This window comes from Kitasatospora sp. NPDC004745 (assembly GCF_042873275.1).
GTDB lineage: Bacteria > Actinomycetota > Actinomycetes > Streptomycetales > Streptomycetaceae > Kitasatospora.
This window is the reverse complement of the sequence record NZ_JBIALK010000003.1, coordinates 228,869-235,490: the sequence shown is the minus strand read 5'-3', so window position 1 is coordinate 235,490 and position 6,622 is coordinate 228,869. Positions and strand designations below refer to the sequence as shown.

Genomic DNA, 6,622 nt, shown 5'->3' with positions numbered 1-6,622 from the left:
CGTGGGCCCGCGGGGCTTCGCCGCGGGGCGGCCGCGGCCGCGGGGGGGCCCCCCCCCCGGCGGCCCGGGGGGGGGGGGGGGGGGGCGCCCCCCGCCCCCCCCCCCCGCCCCCCGCCACCGACCTTGGCGAACAGGGATTCTGATCAACCGTCAGGATCTCGGCGTGCACCCGTCACGAGCGGCCACCGGGGCCGCCCGCCGGGCCGTGGCCGGGCGGTGTCCGGGGCCGCGGCCGGGCAGGGTCCGGGCAGGGTCCGGGCTACCCGGAGGCTCCCCCGGCGGGCGGTCCGGCGGCGGCCGTCCGGGCGGACACCAGACCCGACTCGTAGGCCGCGATGACCGCCTGGGCGCGGTCCCGGACGCCGAGCTTGCCGAAGACACCGGTGATGTGGTTCTTCACCGTGGAGACACTGAGGTCCAGGCTCCCGGCGATGCCGGCGTTGTCGAGCCCGGTGGCCATCAGCCGCCACACCTCGACCTCCCGCGGCGTCAGCTCGGCCAGGTCGGCGCCGCGCGGCGGCGGGGCGTCGTGCGGGATGCGCACGTAGGTGGAGATCAGCCGGCTGAGCAGGCGCGGCGCGACGACGGCCTCGCCCGCGTGGACGGTGCGGATCGCCGCGCTCAGGTCCTCCGGGGAGCTGTCCTTGGGGAGGAAGCCGCAGGCCCCGGCGCGCAGGGCGCCCACCACGTACTCGTCCATGTCGAAGGTGCTGAGGGCCAGGACCTTGCAGTCGGGCACGGTCGCGGCGAGCTCCCGGCTCGCGCCGATCCCGTCGAGCACGGGCATCCGGATGTCCATCACCACGACGTCGGGGCGCAGCCGGCGGGCGAGTTCCACGGCCTGCGCGCCGTCCTGCGCCTCGCCCACCACCTCGAGCGCCGGGTCGGGGGAGAGGATCAGCGACAGGCCGCGGCGGACCAGCGGCTGGTCGTCCGCGATCAGCACCCTGATCCTCGGCACCCCCGGCGCCGCTCCCGCCCCTGCCCCGGTCACCGGGCCACCTGCTCGTGCTGGACGGCGGCCTCGGCGCTCTCCTCCGCGGCCAGCGGCAGCTCGGCCACCACGGCGAACCCGCCGTCGGCCTGCGGGCCCGCCGTCAGGGTGCCGCCGTGCAGGGCGACGCGCTCGCGCATGCCGACCAGGCCGTAGCCGCCCCTCGGCCGTGACGGCTGCTCCTGCGGTCCGGCGCCCGCGCCGTCGTCCCGCACCTCGACGGTGACGCCGTCCCGGCGGTACGTCAGCCGCACGCTGGTACGGGCGGTGCCGGCGTGCTTGTGGGCGTTGGTGAGCGCCTCCTGGGTGATCCGGAACACCGTCAGGGCGGCGGTCGGCGGCAGCGGGCGCCGGGGCCCGTGGACGCTGAACTCGGTCGGCAGGCCGGCCCGTCGGGAGTCGGCGACCAGCCGGTCGAGGTCCTCGACGCCCGGCTGCGGCTGCGCCGGCGCGTCCTGGTCCTCCGGCTCGTCGCCGGCCCGCAGCACGTCGAGGAGCTGACGCATCTCGCGCAGGGCGAGCCGCCCGGAGGACTCCAGGGTGACGAGTGCCTCCCGGGCCACCTCCGGTGTGCCGAGGTTGGCCCGGGCGCCGCCGGCCATCAGCTGCATGGTGGTGATGTGATGGGCCACGATGTCGTGCAACTCCCGGGCGATGCGGCGCCGTTCCTCGGCCACCGCCCGGTCGGCCAGCAGCCGCCGGTTGGCCTCCACCTCCCGCTGCCAGCGGTTGACCACCAGCGCGGCGCCGGCGACGATCCCCGCGGACAGCGGCGCCGACACGGCGTTCTGCCAGGACGGGACGTGGCCGGCCGACTGGCTCAGCAGCGTCACCGCCACCGTCGCCACGACCGCGACCGCCGTCACCGGGCCGGGGCAGGACCTGGCGACCGTGAACAGCGCGACCACCAGGACGGCGCCGAAGTGGCTGGGCAGCGGCAGCGTCAGGGCGGCGGCCGCGTCGAGCGCCAGTGCGGCGGCCAGCGCCGTGACCGGGTGGCGGCGCCGGGCGAGCAGCGGCGCCGCAGCCAGCCCGACGAGCAGGAACCCGGCCACGCTGACGTCGGGCCCGCCGTCGGCGGACGAGCCGCTGCCGGGCGGGGCGAAGAAGACGTAGCTGAGCAGGTTCAGCGCGCAGGCCCCGCCGGCCACCAGGGCGTCGTTGCGGGTCAGCGGGGGCTCGGCGCCCCCGGCGTCCGGCCGTGGCCGGGCGCCGTCGGGCCCGGTGTGTCGGCGCCTGTGCATGGTGGTTCTCCCTGTGTCCGGCTTCTCCGCCTCCGGGCCAGCGTGTCACAGCCGAGGTGGGGGCGGCACCGGCGGCCCCGGAACCGGGCCCCTCGCCCGGTGGCCGGGACAGGGCCGCTGACCAGCACCGGGACGGCCTCCGGGGCCGCGCCGGGGACTGCGCCCGGGCTGCGGCGGGGCCGGGCGGACGGCGGCGACCGGGACCGCGACCAGGACCAGGGTCCTGGGTCCCCGACCGCGGCAGGACCCAGGACCCCTCCCCGGATCCTCCGTCGCCAGGACGCCGACGGGCCGGTCCGGGTGATGGTCTGGAGTCCGGCCGGGAGCCCCCGGTCCGAGGGTCCGTCCCCGAACCCCCGTCGCCCCGTGGACGCGGGTCGGCAGACGGACCCGAGCCCCGTGACAGCCCGTCCGTCGGAGGACAGCACGTGATCCGCGCCCTGACCCGATTCTCGACCAGACACCCGTGGAAGGTCATCGCCCTGTGGGCGGTGCTGGGCTTCGCCCTGGCCGGCCTCGCCCCGTCGCTGATGGCCCGGGTGACCGAGAGCCAGACCGGGGACTTCCTGCCCCGCAGTTACGACTCGGCCGCCGCGCTGCGGATCGCCGAGGAGCAGTTCGGGGTCGACCCGGACGCCACCACGGTCACCGTGCTGGTCGCCCGGGCGGACGGCAAGGCCCTCGGGGCCGCCGACGAGGAGCGGGTGAAGGCCGAGGCGGCGAAGCTCGCCCAGCGCCGGGTCGTCATGCCCAGGGCGGACGACCGGCCGCAGTTCCTCGTCCCCGACCGCTCCCAGACGCCCCGGATCGCCCCGGCGATGGTGGCTCCCGACCGGAGCTTCGAGCTGCTCTCCGTGGAGCTGGTCGGCAACGCCGCCGACGAGGGCGTCCAGGGGGTGTTCCGCAGCTTCCGGGACTCGGCCCGGACGCAGTTCGCCGAAGCCGGCCTGCGCACCGGGTTCACCGGGAGCCTCGCCGAGGTCGTCGACGGCGCCGACGCGCACGGGACGGCGGCCAAGGTCGGCGGCATCCTGGTCACGGTGCTGATCGTCGTGCTCAACGTGCTGGTGTTCCGCAGCGTGCTGGCGGCCCTGCTGCCGCTGCTCGCGGTGGCCGTCATCGGCGGTGTGGCGGGGGGAGCGGTCGCCGGCCTGGCGCTGCTCACCGGACGCAAGCTCGACGCGAGCACCCCGTCGCTGATCAGCGTCGTCCTGCTCGGCATCGGCATCGACTACCTGCTGTTCCTGCTGTTCCGCTTCCGCGAGCACCTGCGGGCCCGGCCCGAGCAGCCGGCCCGGGAGGCGGCCGCGCAGGTCGCCGGCCGGGTGGGCGGCGCGATCACCTCTGCGGCGCTGACCATCGTGGCCGCGTTCGCCACCCTGGGCCTGGCCAGCTTCGGGCAGTTCCGCTCCCTGGGCCCCGCGATCGCCGCGGCGGTGCTGGTGATGCTGCTCGGCAGCCTGACCCTGATGCCGGCGCTGCTCGCGGCCGCCGGGCGCCGGATGTTCTGGCCCTCCCGGTCGCTGCAGCGGGTGCCGGCCGCCGGCCGCGCCGGTCGCTTCGGCCTGCTGGTCGCGCGCCGGCCGCTGACGGTGCTCACCGCCTCCCTGGCACTGCTGGGCGCGCTCGCCGCCGGCCTGATCGGCATCCGGATGGACTACGGCCGGGGCGACTCCGGGTCCGGGACCCCTGCCGCGGCCACCGCGACGGAGATCTCCCGCGCCCTGCCCGCCGGCGTGTCGGACCCGACGAGCGTCTACGTCGCCGCCACCGACGGCGCGCTCCTCACCACGGCCCGGCTCGACGAGCTCTCCCGGGCGCTCACCCGGGTCGAGGGGGTGGGCCAGGTCGCACCGACCGTCCTGAACCAGGACCACCGTGCCGCCAGGATCGACGTCTACCCGACCGTGGACCCGCAGAGCCCGCAGGCCCGCGAGCTCGCCTCCGGACCGGTCCGGGACGCCGTGGCCCGGCACACGCCGGCCGGGACCCGGGCCCACGTGGGCGGGACGGCGGCGATCTTCGCCGACGTCGCGACGGCCGTCGACCACGACCTGAGGATCGTGTTCCCGGTGGCGGCCGCACTGATCGCACTGATCCTGCTGCTGCTCCTGCGCAGCCTGCTCGCACCGGTCGTCCTGATGCTCGCCGTCGGGCTCGGCTTCGCCGCGACCCTCGGCGCCGCCACGCTGCTGTTCCAGCACTCCCTGGGCAGGCCGGGGGTCAGCTTCACCCTCCCGCTGGTGCTGTTCCTGTTCGTCGTGGCGCTGGGCACCGACTACAACATCCTGATCACCGACCGGATCCGGGAGGAGATGCAGCGGCCCGGTCCGGCGCGCGCCGCCGTCGCCCGCGCCGTCCGGCACACGACCCCGGCCATCGCGACCGCCGGCCTGGTGCTGGCCGGCTCGTTCGCCACCCTCGCCACGACGCCGGGCAGCGAACAGATCGCCTTCGCGATGGCGCTCGGCATCATGCTCTCGGCGCTGGTGCTCTCCCTGCTGCTGGTGCCCGCCGTCGCGGCCCTGCTCGGCCGGGCGGTCTGGTGGCCGGTCCGCCCCCGGCCCGCCGCGGCTGCGCCCGCCTGGACGCCCTCGGAGCCGTCGGCCGGCGAGCGGAGTGACCACTCGTACGCCGACTCCCGCTCCTGGTCACACATGTGAGGAACTCTCGACGCGGAACGCCCGGGCCCCGGCCCGGGCGTTCCGCGCTGCGCGTCCCCGTGCGTCCCGCTGCCCCCGGTCGGCAGGCTCGGGGCGGTGCGGGGCGGTGCGGGGACGCGCGGTCAGTGCGGTGAGTCGGCGGGGAACGGCGCGGGGTAGGCCTCGGCGAAGTCGGCCGAGCGGGCGACCTCGCGCCACTTCGTGTCCTCCTCCAGGAGTCGGCGGTCCATGGCGATGGAGCCCTCGGCCGCGTTGACCCCGAGCGGCAGGTGGTGGGGGACGTCGTTCCGCTTGGCCATCCGGACGAGGATCCCGGCGGCGCGGACGGGGTCGCCGGCGGCGCCGTCGCCGCTCTGCCGCAGGCGCTGGTTGACCGCGCCCACCGTCTGCGCGTAGGCCTCCGGGATGTCGTGGACGACCATCGAGGAGCCGGCCCAGTCGGTGCGGAACCCGCTGGGTTCGACGACCAGCACCTTCACGCCGAAGGGCGCCGTCTCGGCGCGCAGGACGCGGCTGAACCCGTCGATGGCGAACTTGGCGGCCTGGTAGGACGCGATGCCGGGGGAGCCGCCGACCCGCCCGCCCATCGACGAGAACTGCATGACCAGCCCGCCCTTCTGCTCGCGCAGCAGCGGGATCGCGGCCTTGGTGACGTGGTAGACGCCCCAGAAGTTCGTCTCGAACTGGGCGCGGAAGTCGGCGTCCTCGGTGGTCTCGATCGGCGACACGTTGGCGTAGCCGGCGTTGTTCACCAGGACGTCGATCCGGCCGAAGCGGCGGTGTGCCTCGGTGAGTGCCGTGCGGGCGGCTTCCGGGTCGGTGACGTCCAGCGCGAGCGGGAGGATCCGGTCGCCGAACTCTTCGGCGAGGTCGGCTAGTTGCTCGGGCCGGCGGGCGGTCGCGGCCACCCGGTCGCCGGCCTCCAGGGCGGCGCGGACGAGGGTGCGGCCGAAGCCGCGGGAGGAGCCGGTGATGAACCAGGTCTGTTCCATGCCGTTAGTAAAACACTGTTGCGGTAATAGTGCAACGCCGTTGCGCTAACATGGATGGGTGGAGACATCGGAGTTTCAGCGGGCCCGCTCGCCCGAGGCCAAGCGCCGGCGCGAGGCCGCGATCCTGGAGGCGGCCCGGTCGCTCGGCCGGGAGCGCGGCATCAGGGACGTCACCCTGACGGACATCGCCGCCGCCGTGGGCATGCACAAGTCCGCGCTGCTGCGGTACTTCGAGACCCGCGAGGAGATCTACCTGCGGCTGACCGCGGAGGGCTGGCAGGAGTGGTCCGACGCCCTGTCCGCGCGGCTGAGGGAGACCACCGACCCGGGCCCGGCGGCCGTGGCCCGGGCGTTCGCCGCCACCCTCGCGGCCCGCGGCATGTTCTGCGACCTGCTCGCGCACGCCCCTCTCAACCTCGAACGCAACGTCTCGCTCGACGCGGTGCGCGCGTTCAAGCTCGCCACGCTCGCCGCCCGCGGGCCGATCACCGAAGCCGTCCGCGAGCAGCTGCCCGGCCTGGACGAGCAGGACGTGGTCGACCTGGTCGCCACCGCCGTCTCCCTGGCCGGGGCGCTGTGGCAGATCGCCAACCCGGGCGCGGAGGTCGCCGCCCTCTACCGCAGCGACCCCCGGCTGGCCCACGCCGTGGTCGAGGTCGAGCCCCGGCTCGCCCGCATCCTGACCGCCACCGTCACCGGGCTGGTGCGGTCCGGCTGAACACCCGGGCC

The 6,622-nt window shown here is 76.0% G+C and carries 5 protein-coding genes; 2 read left to right on the top strand and 3 right to left on the bottom strand.

Annotation, left to right across the window (positions count from 1 at the left end; translation table 11 throughout):
* Positions 1 to 259 precede the first annotated feature (259 nt).
* Positions 260 to 961 carry a response regulator gene (locus ACFYUY_RS07985; RefSeq protein WP_387899077.1) on the bottom strand — a complete coding sequence of 234 codons (702 nt, stop codon included), beginning with the start codon at positions 959 to 961 and terminating at the stop codon, positions 260 to 262.
* A 29-nt stretch (positions 962 to 990) separates the two neighbouring features.
* Positions 991 to 2,238 carry a sensor histidine kinase gene (locus tag ACFYUY_RS07980; protein WP_360223032.1) on the bottom strand — a complete coding sequence of 416 codons (1,248 nt, stop codon included), beginning with the start codon at positions 2,236 to 2,238 and terminating at the stop codon, positions 991 to 993.
* Positions 2,239 to 2,666: 428 nt separating this feature from the next.
* Here ACFYUY_RS07980 and ACFYUY_RS07975 point away from each other — a divergent pair, with 428 nt between their 5' ends.
* Positions 2,667 to 4,901 carry an MMPL family transporter gene (locus ACFYUY_RS07975; protein ID WP_387899074.1) on the top strand — a complete coding sequence of 745 codons (2,235 nt, stop codon included), beginning with the start codon at positions 2,667 to 2,669 and terminating at the stop codon, positions 4,899 to 4,901.
* Positions 4,902 to 5,023: 122 nt separating this feature from the next.
* On the opposite strand, the gene ACFYUY_RS07970 is transcribed toward ACFYUY_RS07975, so the two are convergent.
* A complete protein-coding gene (locus ACFYUY_RS07970; protein WP_360223026.1) occupies positions 5,024 to 5,893 on the bottom strand; it encodes an SDR family NAD(P)-dependent oxidoreductase in 870 nt (289 codons plus the stop codon).
* Positions 5,894 to 5,951: 58 nt separating this feature from the next.
* On the opposite strand from ACFYUY_RS07970, the gene ACFYUY_RS07965 reads away from it, so the two are divergent.
* Entirely contained in the window at positions 5,952 to 6,611 is a 660-nt protein-coding gene (locus tag ACFYUY_RS07965) for a TetR family transcriptional regulator (protein WP_360223023.1), read from the top strand.
* Positions 6,612 to 6,622: the final 11 nt, after the last annotated feature.

What these genes read in the sequence shown, in the direction of transcription:
- ACFYUY_RS07980 (WP_360223032.1), bottom strand. Translation starts at nt 2,238, where the DNA reads ATGCACAGGCGCCGACACACCGGGCCCGACGGCGCCCGGCCACGGCCG.
- ACFYUY_RS07970 (WP_360223026.1), bottom strand. Translation starts at nt 5,893, where the DNA reads ATGGAACAGACCTGGTTCATCACCGGCTCCTCCCGCGGCTTCGGCCGC.